The 15,734-nt window shown below is 33.5% G+C and carries 13 protein-coding genes and 1 pseudogene; 6 read left to right on the top strand and 8 right to left on the bottom strand.

Going from position 1 to position 15,734, the window contains the following annotated elements; genetic code table 11:
• The first annotated feature begins 229 nt into the window (after positions 1–229).
• The gene (locus ACYFX0_RS06900; RefSeq protein WP_000769249.1) at positions 230–2,272 is read left to right on the top strand and encodes a transglycosylase domain-containing protein; all 2,043 of its coding nucleotides are present in this window, start codon (positions 230–232) and stop codon (positions 2,270–2,272) included.
• Positions 2,273–2,352: 80 nt separating this feature from the next.
• Here ACYFX0_RS06900 and ACYFX0_RS06895 read toward each other — a convergent pair whose 3' ends face one another.
• The 3 genes and pseudogenes from ACYFX0_RS06895 to ACYFX0_RS06885 all read right to left on the bottom strand — a co-directional run bounded on the left by ACYFX0_RS06895 (position 2,353) and on the right by ACYFX0_RS06885 (position 5,077).
• Complete coding sequence (locus ACYFX0_RS06895) at positions 2,353–2,781, bottom strand: hypothetical protein (RefSeq protein WP_001265587.1); 429 nt, start codon at positions 2,779–2,781, stop codon at positions 2,353–2,355.
• Between the two features lie 217 nt (positions 2,782–2,998).
• Positions 2,999–3,605, bottom strand: a pseudogene (locus ACYFX0_RS06890) (Gly-Xaa-Xaa repeat protein).
• 206 nt (positions 3,606–3,811) lie between these two features.
• Entirely contained in the window at positions 3,812–5,077 is a 1,266-nt protein-coding gene (locus ACYFX0_RS06885) for an ATP-binding protein (protein WP_000937232.1), read from the bottom strand.
• A gap of 151 nt (positions 5,078–5,228) precedes the next feature.
• On the opposite strand from ACYFX0_RS06885, the gene ACYFX0_RS06880 reads away from it, so the two are divergent.
• The gene (locus tag ACYFX0_RS06880; protein ID WP_000897362.1) at positions 5,229–6,074 is read left to right on the top strand and encodes a DUF72 domain-containing protein; all 846 of its coding nucleotides are present in this window, start codon (positions 5,229–5,231) and stop codon (positions 6,072–6,074) included.
• A gap of 214 nt (positions 6,075–6,288) precedes the next feature.
• Here the strand turns inward: ACYFX0_RS06880 and ACYFX0_RS06875 are convergent, their stop codons facing one another.
• From ACYFX0_RS06875 to deoD, 4 genes are all read right to left on the bottom strand, one after another.
• The gene (locus ACYFX0_RS06875) at positions 6,289–6,483 is read right to left on the bottom strand and encodes a DUF3924 domain-containing protein (RefSeq protein ID WP_001094856.1); all 195 of its coding nucleotides are present in this window, start codon (positions 6,481–6,483) and stop codon (positions 6,289–6,291) included.
• A gap of 121 nt (positions 6,484–6,604) precedes the next feature.
• On the bottom strand, positions 6,605–7,135 hold the full coding sequence (locus ACYFX0_RS06870) for a tyrosine-type recombinase/integrase (RefSeq protein ID WP_000806236.1): 531 nt from the start codon (positions 7,133–7,135) through the stop codon (positions 6,605–6,607).
• Positions 7,136–7,242: 107 nt separating this feature from the next.
• Positions 7,243–9,057: a sensor histidine kinase gene (locus ACYFX0_RS06865; RefSeq protein ID WP_106081429.1), complete on the bottom strand. Its 1,815-nt coding sequence runs from the start codon at positions 9,055–9,057 to the stop codon at positions 7,243–7,245.
• A gap of 303 nt (positions 9,058–9,360) precedes the next feature.
• On the bottom strand, positions 9,361–10,068 hold the full coding sequence (deoD, locus tag ACYFX0_RS06860) for a purine-nucleoside phosphorylase (RefSeq protein WP_000110707.1): 708 nt from the start codon (positions 10,066–10,068) through the stop codon (positions 9,361–9,363).
• Positions 10,069–10,244: 176 nt separating this feature from the next.
• Between deoD and ACYFX0_RS06855 the strand changes: the two genes are divergently transcribed.
• Positions 10,245–11,033 carry a hypothetical protein gene (locus ACYFX0_RS06855; RefSeq protein ID WP_000232602.1) on the top strand — a complete coding sequence of 263 codons (789 nt, stop codon included), beginning with the start codon at positions 10,245–10,247 and terminating at the stop codon, positions 11,031–11,033.
• 4 nt (positions 11,034–11,037) lie between these two features.
• Here ACYFX0_RS06855 and mprF read toward each other — a convergent pair whose 3' ends face one another.
• Positions 11,038–13,617 carry a bifunctional lysylphosphatidylglycerol flippase/synthetase MprF gene (mprF, locus tag ACYFX0_RS06850; protein ID WP_460270132.1) on the bottom strand — a complete coding sequence of 860 codons (2,580 nt, stop codon included), beginning with the start codon at positions 13,615–13,617 and terminating at the stop codon, positions 11,038–11,040.
• A 182-nt stretch (positions 13,618–13,799) separates the two neighbouring features.
• Between mprF and ACYFX0_RS06845 the strand changes: the two genes are divergently transcribed.
• From ACYFX0_RS06845 to ACYFX0_RS06835, 3 genes are all read left to right on the top strand, one after another.
• Positions 13,800–14,189 (top strand): hypothetical protein, encoded by a 390-nt coding sequence (locus tag ACYFX0_RS06845; protein WP_000584359.1) that lies wholly within the window; start codon positions 13,800–13,802, stop codon positions 14,187–14,189.
• Between the two features lie 22 nt (positions 14,190–14,211).
• Positions 14,212–14,703: a YpuI family protein gene (locus ACYFX0_RS06840; RefSeq protein WP_000067555.1), complete on the top strand. Its 492-nt coding sequence runs from the start codon at positions 14,212–14,214 to the stop codon at positions 14,701–14,703.
• A gap of 105 nt (positions 14,704–14,808) precedes the next feature.
• The gene (locus ACYFX0_RS06835; RefSeq protein WP_001075736.1) at positions 14,809–15,723 is read left to right on the top strand and encodes a superoxide dismutase; all 915 of its coding nucleotides are present in this window, start codon (positions 14,809–14,811) and stop codon (positions 15,721–15,723) included.
• Positions 15,724–15,734 lie beyond the last annotated feature (11 nt).

Here is a 15,734-nt window from a genome sequence, read left to right as displayed (position 1 = left end):
TTTATCGAAAAGTTTACAAAAACTTAACATAACTCTCGTTGTTCTATTAATAATATTAATATCCAATAGTGAATATCTTACTTGTAGAATGTCCTTTTCTTGCAAAAAGTATGAATGTAAAAGAAAAGCTTTACACTATAGGAATGACTACGTTATTATAGTAAATTTAAAAGGCGGTATATTCTTCCTTTTAAAAAGAAGAGTGTAAATAAATGAAGGAAGTGAACGAATGAAATTGAAGAACACTCATTTTAAAAAAATGCTTGAGTGGTTCAATAAGAGGAAGAAACTTCGTAATTCATTAATTGTATTGGGAAGTGTACTCATTACTCTATTTATTGCTATAAATATAATAATATCCATTCAAGACATATCTGAATTAAAACAAGCTGTTCCACAACCGACTTTAATTTATGATGCAAATAATGAGGTCGCAACTAAATTAGCTTCTTCGAAAACAGAAGGTGTTAAAAGAAAAGATATTCCTGATATTATGGTTCAGGCAATTGTTGCAGTAGAAGATAAGGGTTTTTTTAACCATCATGGTATTTATTATAGTGGAATTATAAGTGCAGTTTTTAAAAATATTACAGCAGGAGAAGTTGTAGCAGGGGGAAGTACAATTACACAACAGCTTGCAAAGAATGTATTTTTGACACAAGATCGTACATTTTCTCGTAAAATAAAGGAATACTTTTTAACCAAAAAAATAGAACGTACTTATACAAAAGATGAAATTATTGAAATGTATATGAATCAAATTTATTTTGGGGAAGGTGCTTGGGGAATAAAGAGGGCAGCTAAATCTTATTTTGATAAAGAGGTAAAAGATTTATCAATTTCAGAAGCTGCAACGATTGCAGGTTTAATTAAAGCGCCGTCTGCGTATTCTCCTTATAAAAACTTTAATAAATCAATTGAACGACGTAATGTCGTATTAAGTTTAATGAAGGAACAAGGATATATTTCTGAAGAGCAATACAATAAAGAAAAAGAGTCAGGCCTTGTATTAAAACGTGGGGTTGATGATAAATACAAAGGTAAATACTCCCAATATGTAGACTATATAGTTAGAGAAGCGATGGATAAGTATGAATTAACACAAAATGAAATTTTAGCAGGTGGTTATCGTATTTATACAGAGCTTGATCCGAAAAAACAACAAGCTGTAGAAGATGTTGTGAATAATGATAGTTATTTCAAAGATAGTGGCTCAGATCAACTTATGCAAACGGGTGTAGTCCTTATAAATCCAAAAACAGGCGGTGTTCCAGCTTTAGTTGGAGGTAGAGGACCATATCAGTTTTTACAATTTAATCATGCTACGCAATTAAAAAGACAGCCAGGTTCAACATTAAAGCCTCTAGCTGTATATGTACCCGCTTTAGAACAAGGGTATGAAGTATACGATATATTAAAAGATGAACCATTTCATATTAAAGAATATGAACCGAAAAATAGTGATCAGGCCTTTCATGGTAATGTGACAATGTATGAAGCGGTAGCAAAGTCGTATAATGTTTCCGCTGTGTGGCTATTAGAACAAATAGGATTAGATAAAGGATTGAAATCTTTAGAGCGATTTGGTATTCCGTTAGTACCAGAAGACCGTACGTATCCAATTGCTTTAGGTGGGATGCATGTAGGGACATCACCATTTGTAATGGCCCAAGCATATAGTACATTTGCTAATGATGGGGTTCAAGTAGAGGCTCATGCAATTAGAGAAGTTCAAAATGCTGAAGGGGAAATAATAGGGAAATGGTATAAGAAAGAGACACGAGTGACGAGTGAGAAAATTGCTCAAAAGATGACGTATTTATTAAAAGGTGTTGTAGAAAAGGGAACAGGTGGAAAAGCGAAAGTTACTAATGTTGATACAGCAGGGAAGACAGGGACTACTCAACTTGTAAATGGCCCGAGCGTAGGGGCAAAGGACTCGTGGTTTGTAGGATACACACCAGATTTAGTAGGTGCAGTTTGGGTAGGATATGACAAAACAGATAGCGAGCATTATGTTCCAGGTGGTAGTCAAATTACAACGACGATGTTCCGGGATATCATGAAAAAAGCAAATGCAAACCCAGCCCAAAAAGCGTTCCAATTGTCGTTAATATCTGAGGCGGACTATAAAAAACAATTGCAAACAATTGAAGAAGAAAAGCGAAGAAAAGAAGAAGAAAAGAAAAGGCAAGAAGAAGAACAAAAAAGGAAAAAAGAACAGCAAGAGTGGTTTAATAAAGTGAAAGAGTGGATTCCATCGTTATGGTAAAAGAAAGAGGCGAATTTCGTTATTCGCCTCTTTCTCATGTGAAAAATGAAGTGAGCTCATAATTAGTGGGGTAAATGCTACTATTCATTAAGAGTAATGTTGGTACTGCCAAAGGATTGAGAATCGTATGTGATGATTATTGTTCCTTTACTAATCGGTTCGTATGGTAATTCTTCTTCATAACTACCATTATTTTCATTATGGATAGTCAGCGTGATTTCATCAATTCCTTTATTTGTATACTGATCTTTAATCGTTTCAGTAATTTGAAGTAGAGTTTCGTAACTAGAAGCTTTCGTAATAAGCATTCCTTTTATAACTTTTTTTTCATTATTTGTGGAATTGGAATAAAGGATGTTGTTTTGTTTCGTATACAAAAGTGTGTATGGAACTGTTTTTCTCTCTGCTTTTGAAATAGTAGAATATTTTAGAGTTAAAAAAAACCCTACACATAAAATAATGCATATCATAAGAGCAATCCAAATGCGTATCGGTGACATAACTCTCATTTTTCATCCCTCTTTCATATCTTTGACTTCATTATTTATCATACAAAATGAGGATTAAGATAGAGTAAATTTGAGGTAAAGAAACGTAAAGAAGGAGCACTTATCCTCCCAAATAAGTGCTCCTTTTTATTAAAAGAGAGATTTAATAGACAATCAAAATCACACCTATTACTTATAAATGTGTTTAGTCCTCCCAAAATATTATCGGAAATTGTGGTTAGTAAATTCGGAGTACAGATAGTGTCGCAGTTGTATCGCCCATGTTAGGAATAGAAATAGTATTTGCTGTAGGTTGTACAGAAATCGTTGTACCAGCTTGTAAAGTAACAATTGTAGAGAAAGAAACAGCACTACCGATAACATTAGTTGAAAAATTACGAGTAGGTGGTTGGCCATTGAATGAAATACCGAATCCAAACGGTGAAGAGCCTGGGAAAGTTGTAGATGCCGAGAAACTAATATCATATACGCCTGTAAAGTATGTGTAGTGTCATTAAAGTTAATATTATCTATTTCAAAAACTTGATTTAATTGAATATTAATTCCAGTTGATATTGTTTGAGCATTGGAGTTTCCTATTGCAGCTATAGTTACCCGAATCGGAGTACCCGCTGGTCCAGTAGCGCCTCCACCTAGGAACCAGATCCATATTGAACTAAGACAGCTTGAATAGCTTGGCCGAGAGCTTGAAGAAGTCTAACAAATTATTTAAGTTCGGACTTAGAGATGTTGATATAACTACAAGCTCTTACTTCGCAACAATCATTACCATAAAATACTTTCCCTTTATTTTTGTTGTTTATCTTTGCATTCCTTTCTTTCATAGAATAATAGTCGTTACTATATATTATAATGAAATTTAAATTAAATTCGTGATGGACAAACTACTATTTCTCAAAAAATAAGAAGTTTACCTACCTAACACGAACAATAAAGAAGTAGAGAAAAATCTATATGTTTTAAAAAACTCCCTTTAATTGTTAGAGTGTGCTTAACAATTAAAGGGAGTTAATAGAACAGCATTCTCATTTTATAAGTTAATTGCTTCACGATTTACTTTAGGTAAAATCGGAATAGAAATAGTGAAGGTTGTACCGTCTGGATCACTAGTCATTTTGAGCGTACCGTTATGATTTTGGATGATTTTTTTTGTTACTGATAAGCCTAGTCCTGTCCCCGAATCCTTCGTTGAGAAGAATGGATCAAAGATATATTCTTGAATAGCTAGAGGAATACCAATTCCATTGTCTGTGAAAGTAATCCGAACGAAGTTATCTAGGCGATAACTAGTGATTTGAATAGAAAGAGGCTTTTCGCCTTGAGCATCGACGGCATTTTGAAATAGGTTTAAAAATACTTGAACAAGTTCATGTCGATCAATATTGACTAAAATATCATCTAATTCATTAGAAAAGTTATAATCAATTGAAATGTTATGCAAGAAGACTTCACTAGCTAGTAACTGTTGAATATAGTCGCATAAAAATGTATTAATAGGAAACGGTTCTCTTGTAAATTCACGTGTTTTTGAAATGGCTAAAAATTTTGTAATAATACTATTTGCACGATCTAATTCAGGGATAAGTAAGCTTTTAAATAACTCTTTATTTGATGGAGAAACACTTTCTTGTAAAAATTGTAAGTATCCTCGTACTGTCGTAAGAGGGTTTCGTACCTCGTGTGCAATTCCGGCTGCGATTCGTCCTGCTAACGAAAACTTCTCTGCATCACGCTCTGTGTTTAAATAATGAAAGACACTAATAACCCTAAAAATCTCCCCGTTATAATCGCGAATAATTCGGTTGTTTATAATGCCATAGTTTTTGTCTAAAACTTCTTCATTATATATTTCTGTTCCCGTTCTTAATGTTTCAATCGCTTTAATTTTTTCTTCCGGCAAGTTTAGTAATTGTTGAATCGGTTTTCCGATAATATCATTTCGTATTACACCGAAATCATCTGCGGCAACTTGATTACATAAAGTAATATTCCCTTTACTATCGACAAAGGTTACATGATGTGAAAAGGCATCAAAAATATGTACAAAGTGTTTTTCAAGTTGTTCAAATAAGAATAATGAATCACAAGTAAGTTGAAAATGAGCCTCTTTATTCTCTTTTGGTATTTCTTGAATGGAATGAGTTGCTCTAGTTTTCTTTATTTGTAAACCAATATGTGGATTTTTGTATGTGAAATGATGTGGTAATTGATTCACAAGTTCTTCATAAAAACGCACTTTATTTTCTAGTTCTTCAATTCGTTTTTCATGAGATACAGTAGCATCGTTTGGAAGCATAAATAAATAACCCCTCATTTTAAAAATTCTTCCATATAGTATATCATATTTTAATAAGGATACTCTTAAAGAAAGGGCCACTTAATGAAATTGATTAGCAAAAGTGTTTGGGGAGTGAATAGAAGATAAAGTTAAAAAGGGAGGAATATATGTGCTGTTCATTGGAGTGACAGGATGGGGAGATCATGATTCTTTATACGTAGATTCCTATGAAAATAGAAATAAATTACGAACATATAGTGAGTATTTTCCTATTGTGGAAGTGGATAGTTCATTTTACGCGATGCAACCTGCACGAAATTATATAAAATGGGCAATGGAAACGCCGAAAGATTTTTCTTTTGTCGTAAAAGCGTATCAAGGAATGACAGGACATATGAAAGGGGAATTTCCTTTTTCTACGTTTGATGAGATGTTTGATGTGTATAAGCAGTCCATTCTTCCTTTAATAGAAGCTAATAAATTAAAAACAATTTTATTTCAATATCCACCATGGTTTGATTGCAAAAAGAAAAATGTAGATTTTCTTCGATATACGAAAGAAAAAATGGAAGGTTTACCATGTGCAATAGAATTTCGAAATCAAACATGGTTTTATCCAGAAATGAGAGATAAGACGTTACAGTTTCTAGAACAGGAGAAATGGGTTCATACAATTTGTGATGAACCACAGGCTGGGATAGGTTCTGTGCCACTCGTATTAGAGGTTACGAATTCAAACATGGCATTAATACGTTTTCACGGTCGAAATGTTCATGGTTGGCTTGATAAAGGGGAAAATTGGAGAGCGGTTCGTTGTTTATATCGCTACAACAATAAAGAACTGGAAGAATGGGTGGAACGACTAGAGCAATTAAAAAAGAAAACAAAGGATATATACGTACTGTTTAACAACAATTCAGGTGGGGATGCAGCAGATAATGCGAAACAGCTTATGAAAATGATGAACATTACATATGGTGAGCCGAAGCCGGAGCAATTAAATTTTTTTGAATGATAATAAACAAGAAAGGCACTGTACAAACAGGGGGAATGTACAGTGCCTTTCTATATGAAAAAGAGGGGTAACAATGTTACTGAGCGTTTGGTTGATTCATCAATTGTTGGCTTCACAATAAATGATAATGGTTATCATTATCATTGTCAATGGTTTTTCTAAAAATATATAAAAAACTTTGTATATTTTAAATAGAGATAAAAAAAGAACAGCATTAATGCTGTTCTTTTCCGTTGATGAATTGTTGTAAATCAAAAGGAGTTATCGCCTGGATAAATTCTTTTGAGATAAGTGTTTGCACGAGAGTGCTCTCAGAGATAGAAGCACCTGTTTTCTTTTCGTAAGCTTGTTTTAATAAATCAAGTTTTTCAGCCGTTTCTTTTGGTAATTCAATTGTAAGTGTGTTCATAATTTCTCCCCCTTATTATTAGAGTACCACTACAGTATAGGAGAGACAAGAAAAGAGAATATGAAATATAAAAAAGGTTACCAAATTTTCAAATGGTAACCTTTTTTATGTATAAGAGTTATTAAGCAATACCGATATACTTTAAAGTTTTTGATGGAGTACTGTGATCAAAGAAGTGTTGTAAAAATGCAATATCAACACCTGATTTGTATGCACAATAACCCCAAGTTTTTCGAAGTGTATGTGAGCTAATCCCTTCTAATCCAACTTCTTTTGCAGCTTTGTTTAAAATGTACCATGCATGTTGTCTCGTAATAGATTTTGTTCCTTTTTGAGATTTTAACAATGGTTCATTACGTTTCCAAGTTTTACGTTCTTTCATGTAGTCTTCGATTGCGTGCTGTAAGTCTTCATTTACAGCAAACCATTTATGTTTCTTCACTTTTTCATTGTAAAATAAAATGGAATGGCGAACATTTTCATTTTCATCGATTACATCACTAACTTTTAATTGTAAGATTTCACTTACTTTTAAGCCAGAATTTACAGCTAATACGAATAATAAGCCATCACGTTTCGAAGATTGTAAAAGTATATTTTTGATAGTTTCTAATTGTTTTTCATTTTGAATAGGTTGTCCTGCTTGTTTCATTTCACGCACTCTCCTCTTTTATATGTGTAAAGGAAAGGATTAACTTGTTTCTTACTATAAAGGGAGAGTGTGAATTTCATGTGAACTCCTAGTGAAATTAAGACAAATTATTTGACTTCTTTTACTTTTTGTAAATTGAAATAGAATACAACACTGTTAGTCGTATTATACACACCGTACTCGGCATGATGGAGGTCTAAAATGTTTTTTACAATAGATAATCCGAGACCGGTACCTCCGGTGTGACGGCTACGTGATGCATCTAGGCGATAGAAGCGATCCCAAATTTTTTCAAGACTTTCTTCAGGGATAGGGTTTCCTGTATTTTCGATTTCGATTTTTACGGTATCTTCTGCTTCTATAATGGAGACTTGTATTTTTTCTCCATCCGGCGTATAGCGGATTGCATTACTTAGTAAGTTCACAACTACTTGCTCAATACGGCTACGATTTGCTTTAACAAGTATAGAAGGGTCTGCATCGACGTTCACTTGTAGATGCTTTTCTTCCATGCTAAATAATAATTTTGTATAGACTTGTTGCGTTAATTCACCAATTGAGAACGTCGTCATATCTAGTTTGTAAGTACCAGATTCTAACTTTGCTAATTCTAACATTTCAACAATCAGCCTGTTCATATTTTCTGTTTCTTCTAAAATAACATCAGTATAATACGAAGTATCCTTACTAACACCATCTTTAATACCTTCTGCAAAACTTCTAATTACACTCAGTGGTGTTTTTAATTCGTGTGATACGCCAGAAATGAATTCTTTTCTTGTTTTCTCTAATTGACGTTCACGTTCAATGTCTTGTTGTAACTTTGTATTGGCAACATTTAATCGATCGATTCGATCTTTTAAATTTACAGATAATGTATTGATACTGCCGGAAAGCCCACCAATTTCATCGTCGGCTGTAATAGGTAATTTCTCGCTGAAATCAAAATTAGCCATTTTTTTTGTAACACGATTCATTTTAATTAATGGCTTAACAATGATTTTTGAGTAGTAGAAGGATAACAAAATAATAACGAGAAACACGATGATTAAGGCATAAACATAATAGTCTTTTAAAACTAGCATCGCTTCATTAACGGGTTGTAAAGACGCTATCGCAAAAGCATATTCTGTAATCTTTCCGTTTTCTATAATCGGCTTTACAAAGATACTATTTTTTATATTTTCGCCGCCATCTAATATGAAAGTGTTTAATTGGTTCGAGTTAGAAGTGCCATCTCTAATAATATCTGCAAAATATTGAACGGCTTGTAATGTTTCAATATCATTTGCAAGACGAACCTCAGCTTTTGATGGGAGCTGTAACTTAGTTATAACACCTGTAAAGACGATACGAGTTGTAGATTTGTATCGGCTTGCAAGTCTATTCTTAGAAGGATTACCATTAATTGACTGGAAATCCGAATAGAAATGTTCGTTTTGCCATTGATTATAATTCGTTCCTAATTTTTGTGGTGTAATAATATTATTCTCTTGTACGACTCCATCAACATTAATTATTACATCTTTTTTTAAACCTAAATTTTCGAATTTATTATATTCTTCTGGTGTTAAAAGGTTATTGAGTGGAATGGAATACTGTTTATTATTGTTGGGATTAAATACATCGATATAGTAATTGTTATCACTTTTAATAATACCGTTAGAATCCAAAAACTGCATATCGGCATTTGTTTTATCATGAAATTCTTGTTTTAGTTTTCTAACTTTCTCATAACTTTTATCACTTTTGTCATAATTATCTACGAATTTTTCAAAAGCAGTTTGAACTGTTTTTACTTTTTTATTAATATAAAATTTCTCTAAAAATAGAGATTGTCCTAGGAAAAAAAGTAGGAATATTATTGTAAATAAAGTTGATGTTAATAAAAATAGTTTAAAGACGATACTTCTGTTTTTCACTGCGTCACCTCTTATGAGAAATACTGTAAATGATTTCTTTATCCCGCTCGGGCAATAAGACTTCCACTTCAAAATTCGGCGAATACAAGGGAGTTAGGTGGGAGATCAACTGTCCGTAAAAGCCTGATTGGTTCAACTAATAATCAGTGGGGGATGGAAAAAAACCACTGATTAAAGTTTCACTTTATTATAACAAACGTTACAATAAAGTAGAGGGGAGAAATCTGTCTCTTTATAAAATAGTTATTTATAAAAAGTCACATAAAAAGAACTCGCCAGACGTATGACAAGTTCTTTAGTGTATTATTGTTGAATTGCTGCATCTAAAGCGATTTCAATCATTTCGTTAAATGTAGTTTGACGCTCTTCAGATGTTGTTTCTTCGCCAGTGAAGATGTGATCGCTAACTGTTAATACAGATAATGCATTTACGCCGTATTTCGCTGCTAATGTATAAAGAGCAGTTGTTTCCATTTCTACTGCTAATACACCGTAATCTCCAAGTTTTTTAACCATGTCCATGCTTTCGCGATAAAACACATCTGCTGTTAAGACGTTACCGACACGAACGTGTAATCCTTTTTCAGTTCCAGCATCGTAAGCTTTCTTTAAAAGATCAAAGTTTGCAGCTGGTGCGAAATCAAATCCTGGGAATGTTAAACGGTTCATATTAGAATCAGTACAAGCCGTCATTGCGATAATAACATCACGAACTTTTACATCTTTTTGAATTGCACCGCAAGTGCCAACGCGAATTAAATTTTTAACTCCGTAGCTTTGGATTAATTCGTTTACATAAATAGAAATAGAAGGAACACCCATACCTGTACCTTGAACAGATACACGTTTTCCTTTATAAGTTCCAGTAAAACCTAACATACCACGTACGTTATTATAGCAAGTAACATCCTCTAGAAATGTTTCAGCGATATATTTTGCACGTAATGGATCACCTGGTAATAGAATAGATTCAGCGATTTCGCCTTGTTTTGCTTCGATATGTACACTCATGAAAAGTCCTCCTTATAATGTATTGATAGAAATCAATATCATTTGCATTATACACTACGAATCCTTTCAATTAAAATCTTTTTATTATTTGTAATATGTGCAAAATAGGAGGATTTCATAAATCATAATCTAGAATATATAGCTTAAGAAGTTTTATGTGAACAGAGACAATAAAAATGGTAGGTGATGTTTTGAAAAATCTTGTCATTGGGCTTATTGCGTTAGTACTTATTGTGGCAGGAGGATTTTACATAAAAAAATATCAAGAAAACGAAGAGACTGTAGGAGATGTTCAGGAAGTAAAGTGGGATGTGTCAAATGGAAAGGGAAATGAGAAAGTAGATATTGTATTTCAGTTGTTAAACAAAAAGAATAATGAAATTCGTGGTGTAAATGATCAAATACGGGCAGTGATTGTAGATGGACAGTTAAAACACATACAACAAATTAAACCTACATTTGCAGGGAACGGGTCATATAAGTTATCTTCCAAAATAGCGAAAGATGAAGAATATACGATATTTTTATACGAAGATAAAAATAAGTCCGTAGAGTCATTCGCTAGGAAAGATTTTGGTAGAACGAAAGAGGAGAACAATAAGAAAAAAGTGAAATTTCCAATCGACAGTGTACTTACAAAAAAAATAGGGGAGTATGAAGTTTCTCTTTTATTTGGCGCATTACATCCGAATGAACCAGTTACGTTAACATTTCAGTTTCAAGCGAAAAAGGGTGAAAAATTGAAATTACATTCAGAGAGAGGAGAAGTAGAGTCACTCTATATCGTGGATGAAACGAAGGAGAACTTTTTATACGCTATGCCTGTGGATACGGATGAACAATTACAATACCGTATTACATTTCCTGCCGAGGGTACGTATAAAATGTGGGGGAATTTCTATATAAATGGTAAGAAATATGAAAAAGAATTTATTGTACAAGTTCAAAAAAGAAAAAACAGCTAAGAATTTAGCTGTTTTTTCTTTTTCCTATTAATTTTGTTACAGAGAGCATTGTAATTGGTAAAGAATGATTCTTCCTAAATGCTAAATATTTACCGCTCCATGCTGGTTTATATTTTTCTTTAAAATGTCGTAATCCGCTGAAACTATACGTATAACGAACGTTATTAAAGATTGCAGCAGCCACTCGTTCAGACCAGAAAGACTGTGTGGATAAACCAACATTTGAAAGTGGTGCCATACCAATATTAAAGGAGTGGTATTCATTTTCTTTTGCCCATTGGAATAAGTGGATGAAAATTGCGTCCATAATGCCGCTAGGCGCATCTGGATAATATCGCATTAAATCGACAGATAATGATCCGTTTTGATATACGGGCATGAATGTTGTGAATGCAATAATTTTTCCATCCGCATCAGATAATGTTGCAATGGGAGCGCGACTAATATATTCACGATCGAAGTATCCGAGTGAAAAACCTTTCTCTTTTTTTCCACCAAGCCATGCATCTGAAACTTTTCTTAACTCTTCATATAATTCGTCTGAGAAAGGTGGCTCATGAATAGAGAATGTATAGCCTTCTCTTTCAAAACGGTTGAAAGTAGCTCGCATGCCAGCGCGTTTCTTTCCTGTTATTGTAAATGTATTTAAATCAACAACAGCTTCTTCACCGAGCTTAAAGAAGTTATAACCAAAATCGTGATATAAACTCATCCATTTACTTTCAATTTGGTAGAATACACAAATGTATCCAAATCGATCAGCCTCAGCTAAAAACTCTTGCAATACAGTACGATAGGAGGAAGGGTCCCCGATTGGATCACCTAGTACAATAAGTCGTTTTCCAGTTATTGAGAAGAGAATGAGTGCTTTTCCATCACTACTGAAAAAGAACTGTTTATCTCCTAAAAAACCTAAATGACTAAGTACATTTCCACCATATTCATCTAAGAAGTTTTGTAATCTTTTATCATTAGCTGGTTGCCCGGGAAATTCATTTCGATAACGATTTGCAATGAGTGAACCAATTAGTAAAAAAGTAGGAACAAAAAAGGCAGCTGCTAATGCACTTCGTTTCACTTGTGTAATATTACGAACGACAAAATCAGGTTGGAAAGCTTCTTTTGCACTTGCAAATAAAATACCTAAGTTTTTATATAAATATAACGTTACAAGTAGGAATATAAAAACTTTTACGATATCAGAAAGTGAGACTTCCATTTTCTCACGTACAAACCTTTTACGAAGCATATACAATACAGCGAGTACGATTAATAAAATAAAAGTTTCTTCAACATCAATTCCTTTTAGTGTATTAAAAATAGCCGCTCCAATTAAAGAAACAATCGTCATATAATAAGAACGTTTTGTTCCGTAATATATCCCTCGTGAAAGAATGAGGAGGAGAATACCGAATGTTAGCGATAAGCTAAAAGAAAATTGAATAAGATGTTTTGGAGCTAGAATATGTAAGGCGTGTGCCCGATTTATACTTGTCGGTAGAATAGTTGATAAAATAACCATTAAGCCAGCAAATACTGTTAAAGCAGCAGATGCCCAAGAACCTAACTTTCCTAGAAAGTCACGCTGCAAAGTCCATATAACACCAGTTGTCTCTAATGCAGGCGCAATAAAGGGTTTATCTTCAAACTTTTTAATGGCTACTCCTGTCATTTCAAAAGCTGCAAAAATGAGACCAAGGCAGAATGGTAATATGTAATAGACGAGACGATATAATAACATAGCAGGAAGCAAAACACCTGTATCGATGCCGTATTGCCCAAGCCCAGTTAAGAAGACAAGATCAAATGATCCAAGACCACCAGGAACAAGACTAACGACACCAGCTAAAGCAGCAATGACATATACGCCTAAAAACTTTTGGAATTCGATTTCAATGCCAAATAATAGTAATATGACGTACATAACAATACCAGCAGATACCCATTCGACTAATGAAACTAATGAGTATAAAACAGTTGGGTTTTTCTCCTCTTCTTCTTGTCCCTCTGTTTGCATCGCTTTTCTATTTTTTAATTTAGAAAATCCGATATATATAGGGACGAAAAGAGCAAAGAAGATAAGAACAGGCCATAGCCATGGTTTTTCATGCAAAATAAATCTCGTGTCTAATATTCCGATAAGACCAAGAAATGAAAGAATGGCTAATCCATTAATAAAGGCAGTTGTCATCCAAGCGATACTTTTAATAAGTTTTCCATTTTCTTTTATGTATGGACGATAAAGCATTGTGCGTACGCCGGCTCCAACTAGACCACCAAACCCGATAAATCCATTTAAAGTATTAGCAATCCACGAGATACGGAAAATCTTTTGGACAGGGATATCAGCTTTTAAGTAACGAAGCATAACATAGTCATAAAAGAACATTGTTGATACAGCGAATGCACCAAGTGTAATTGCTAAAAAGACTCCTCCAGTTGGAATGTTTTTAATTGTATCAATCGCTTCTAAAAAAGAAATGCCCGCTAATTCTTTTTTTGCTTGAAAGAATACAATTGTTAATACAACAAATGGGAAGATAATTTTCCCGATTTGTAAGAAACGTTTCCATGAAAACGACATAAATACAACTCTCCTTGTATAAGAAAACTGAGACAATAATATTATTATGACAAACTTCAAGAAAAATAAAAAGGTAAATTCCTGTATAGGGGAGCTATTTTTTATATAGGTATATTTAAAAGAATATTTTGTTTATCAGAAAATTAAGTTAGAATAAGATGAAAGAAGGTGGAGGGGAGTATATGATTATAAAAGGTTATGTAGGATATGAGTTAGAAAAGGCGAAACCTAATACATCAGAAGATTTTTTTAACAGATCTGAAGTGACATATATATTAAATGATAAAGAGAAAACTTTTTCGGTTTTATACGTTCGATATTTTGAAGAAGTTTTACAAGAAATTACTCCTTTTGAAGGAAATCCAGTGTATAAAGTAGAAGAACAAAACATATATTTGCGCGATATTGTAGCGATATGTTGTTTAGTGAAGGATAGGGAACTTCGTGCGCAAAAACGTTTGTATTTAAATAATCTGGAAGAATTTCAACAATATTTTGATGAGGGAACGGTGTCGAAAGTACAAGAAATATTGGCTGAATTACATAAAAATAAAAGAGTAGAAATAGCGTGAAATGGCAAAGGAGAGAGAAAAAATGTCTAATTTGATGGTTGAAAATCAAACAGAACAAGTTTCTATATTTTTAGAAGATGCTATTAATTTGATAACCAATTATGTAAATTATCATACGTTGCCTTCTTTATTAGAGGAAACACCAGCAGGGAATGAGCAATATTATAAAGGGTTATTAGCATCAATGAGACGACTTCTCGTTTTTTGCGAAGAAGGACATGATGCATGTTTTGTTTTGTTGAATAGTCAGCCATTTCGAAAAACAGCAGCTGAAAAAATTTTATATAAGATTTACCATCAAGTAATTGCAGAGTTTTTTTCACCAAAGAGTGATTATTGGTATGAAAATAGTCGGTCTGCATATACAGGAAAAAATTCTATCGTTTTTCAACAAACACCACCTGCATCTTTGGGGCAAGTGATGAAGAGTTTAGAAGGTAAATTTCAATTGATGCGTGAAGAACTAGAATATTATGAGACGGATTATCAGACAAAGATGTTACACAAATATTGATTGCGGAAAAGAAGCTAAGGTGACTTAGCTTCTTTTCCTTTTGTACAGTTATATAAGGGATTTTCATTGAATATAGTTAAGTGGATAGCATTAGGGAGGTGCAACATGAATCAGCAAGGTGTATTTACAGATTACTTTCATGAAGTAGAAAATTGGTGTGAAAGTGTTCTTCACGTATTAGATAGCCGCGCAATGGAAGTGTATGATGTCCATATGCTTGCTTATAAAATTCAGGCGTTGTTAGAGCGTATGAAAGAGCATGAGTATGAAACAGATGCAGAGTTTATGTATGAAATAAGTGATGATGTAGAACATATTCAGCATCACTTGCAGGAAGTATTTATGCAAGAAGAAGAGGAATATGAATTATATGAAAGAGGGGATAGCGAACGAGCTGTTCCAATTGGAGGACATACACTCCCGCCATTACCTTATCCGTATAATGCGTTAGAACCTTATATTTCTAAAGAAATTATGATGTTACACCATGATAAACATCATCGGAGTTACGTGGAAGGGTTAAATAAAGCAGAGAAGATGATGGAAGAAGCGAGAAAAACAAATCAATTTGATTTAATTAAGCATTGGGAAAGAGAAGCGGCTTTTCATGGGTCAGGTCATTACTTACACACGATATTTTGGAATAACATGAAAAAAGACGGTGGTGGGAGTCCAAGAGGTGCTTTTTCACAACAAATCGAACAAGATTTTGGGAGCTTTTTACGTTTCCAAAAACATTTTACAGAAGCGGCCTCTAAAGTAGAAGGTTCAGGCTGGGCAATTCTCGTTTGGGTGCCCCGGTCTGGAAGGTTAGAAATTTTGCAAAGTACACTTCATCAATTATTTACACAATGGGATACGATACCACTCCTTGTACTAGATGTCTGGGAACATGCGTATTATTTACAATACCAAAATCGAAAAGATGAATATATTAAAAACTGGTGGAATGTTGTAAATTGGCCTGATGTAGAAAAAAGGTTTGAAACTGCGAAACAAATTGAATGGACACCATATTAGACGCAAATTCT

It is taken from the genome of Bacillus sp. NEAU-Y102 (assembly GCF_054788175.1).
Note: the sequence above shows the minus strand (reverse complement) of the source record. Positions and strands in the feature narration are given on the sequence as shown.